Source organism: Rhizobium sp. NPDC092011, from assembly GCF_044756305.1.
GTDB lineage: Bacteria > Pseudomonadota > Alphaproteobacteria > Rhizobiales > Rhizobiaceae > Rhizobium.
Genome location: NZ_JBIVSO010000036.1, coordinates 11,794 through 13,543 on the forward strand (window position 1 = coordinate 11,794; position 1,750 = coordinate 13,543).

The 1,750-nt window shown below is 58.4% G+C and carries 3 protein-coding genes and 1 pseudogene; all 4 read right to left on the reverse strand.

Going from position 1 to position 1,750, the window contains the following annotated elements; translation table 11 throughout:
- Positions 1-204 (reverse strand): annotated as a pseudogene (locus tag ACIQJ2_RS37980) (30S ribosomal protein S3); the annotation flags it as partial.
- Positions 204-593 carry a 50S ribosomal protein L22 gene (gene rplV / locus ACIQJ2_RS37985; RefSeq protein WP_199148029.1) on the reverse strand — a complete coding sequence of 130 codons (390 nt, stop codon included), beginning with the start codon at positions 591-593 and terminating at the stop codon, positions 204-206. The gene rplV and the pseudogene ACIQJ2_RS37980, both read right to left, overlap by 1 nt.
- A gap of 2 nt (positions 594-595) precedes the next feature.
- The gene (gene rpsS, locus ACIQJ2_RS37990) at positions 596-874 is read right to left on the reverse strand and encodes a 30S ribosomal protein S19 (protein WP_037199970.1); all 279 of its coding nucleotides are present in this window, start codon (positions 872-874) and stop codon (positions 596-598) included.
- A gap of 15 nt (positions 875-889) precedes the next feature.
- Entirely contained in the window at positions 890-1,726 is an 837-nt protein-coding gene (gene rplB / locus ACIQJ2_RS37995) for a 50S ribosomal protein L2 (protein ID WP_092844929.1), read from the reverse strand.
- Between the last annotated feature and the right edge of the window lie 24 nt (positions 1,727-1,750).

A 1,750-nucleotide genomic window follows, 5' to 3' on the forward strand; every position in this document is an offset into this window, starting at 1 on the left:
GATCGTGACGCGGCACTTCTTGTGCGGACGCTCGATAACCACCTTGGAGATACCAGCCTGCTTCAGTTCGTTCATGACGAACTTGCGCATCTTCAGGTCTTCGTGAAGAAGCTGACCGTACTCGGCATTGTCCGCAAACCAGCGGCTATCCCAAGTGCGGTTGATGCCAAGACGAAAACCGATTGGATTGATTTTCTGACCCATTATGCGGCCTCCTCTTGAGCTTCAACTTCACGAACAACGATCGTCAGGTGCGCGAACGGACGCTCGATGCGCGACGCACGACCACGGCCACGAGCGTGGAAACGCTTCATGACGATCGACTTGCCGACGTAAGCTTCCGCTACGACCAGCGAGTCAACGTCGAGATCGTGGTTGTTCTCTGCATTGGCGATCGCAGATTCGAGCGTCTTCTTCACGGCGCCAGCGATGCGCTTGCGAGAGAACTCCAGCTCTGCGAGCGCGCGTTCAACCTTCTTGCCGCGGATCGAAGCCGCGACCAGGTTGAGCTTCTGCGGGCTGACACGGAGAGTGCGCGCAACTGCCTGCGCCTCATTATCCTTCAGCCGGCGTTCGGTTTTTGCCTTGCCCATTGTTACTTCCTCTTCGCCTTCTTGTCCGCACCGTGACCATAATAGGTACGGGTCGGGGCGAACTCGCCGAACTTGTGCCCGACCATGTCTTCATTGACGCTGACCGGAATATGCTTGCTGCCGTTGTAAACACCAAAGGTGAGACCAACGAACTGCGGCATGATGGTGGAGCGACGGCTCCACATCTTGATCACTTCGTTACGTCCGCCTTCACGCACCTTCTCAGCCTTCTTGAGAAGATAGCCGTCAACAAACGGACCTTTCCATACTGAACGAGCCACTTGAGACTTCCTCTCTTACTTCTTGCGCTGATGGCGCGAGCGCATGATCATCTTGTCGGTCGACTTGTTCGACCGCGTACGCTTGCCCTTGGTTGGCTTACCCCATGGGGTCACCGGATGGCGACCACCGGAGGTGCGGCCTTCACCACCGCCGTGCGGATGGTCGACCGGGTTCATGACAACGCCGCGGTTATGCGGCTTCTTGCCACGCCAACGCGAACGACCGGCCTTACCGTCGTTGATGTTGGCATGATCCGGGTTCGAAACCGCACCGATCGTTGCGAGGCAGGTGCCGTGCACGAGGCGCTGTTCGCCGGAGTTCAGGCGAAGGATCGCCATACCCTGGTCACGACCAACGAGCTGTGCGTAGGAACCGGCGGAGCGAGCGATCTGACCGCCCTTGCCCGGCTTCATTTCCACGTTGTGGATGATGGAGCCGACCGGGATGAACTGCAGCGGCATGGTGTTGCCGGGCTTCACGTCAACAGCCTTTTCCGAAGCAATGACCTTGTCGCCGGAAGCGAGACGCTGCGGAGCGATGATGTAGGCCAGTTCGCCGTCCGTGTACTTCACCAGAGCGATGTAAGCGGTACGGTTCGGGTCGTATTCGATGCGCTCGACAGTGCCCTCAACGTCAAACTTGCGACGCTTGAAGTCGACCAGACGATAGCTGCGCTTGTGACCGCCACCCTGGAACCGCACGGTGATGCGGCCGGTGTTGTTGCGGCCGCCCTTCGAAGTCAGACCTTCCGTCAGCGTCTTGACCGGCTTGCCCTTGTAGAGCGAGGAGCGATCGACGATGACCAGCTGACGCTGGCTCGGGGTCGTCGGATTGAATGTTTTCAATGCCATTTTCTTATTCCTCAGAGACCGGTG

Coding starts and splice junctions, on each gene's coding strand:
- rplV (WP_199148029.1), bottom strand. CDS start 593: ATGGGCAAGGCAAAAACCGAACGCCGGCTGAAGGATAATGAGGCGCAG.
- rplB (WP_092844929.1), bottom strand. CDS start 1,726: ATGGCATTGAAAACATTCAATCCGACGACCCCGAGCCAGCGTCAGCTG.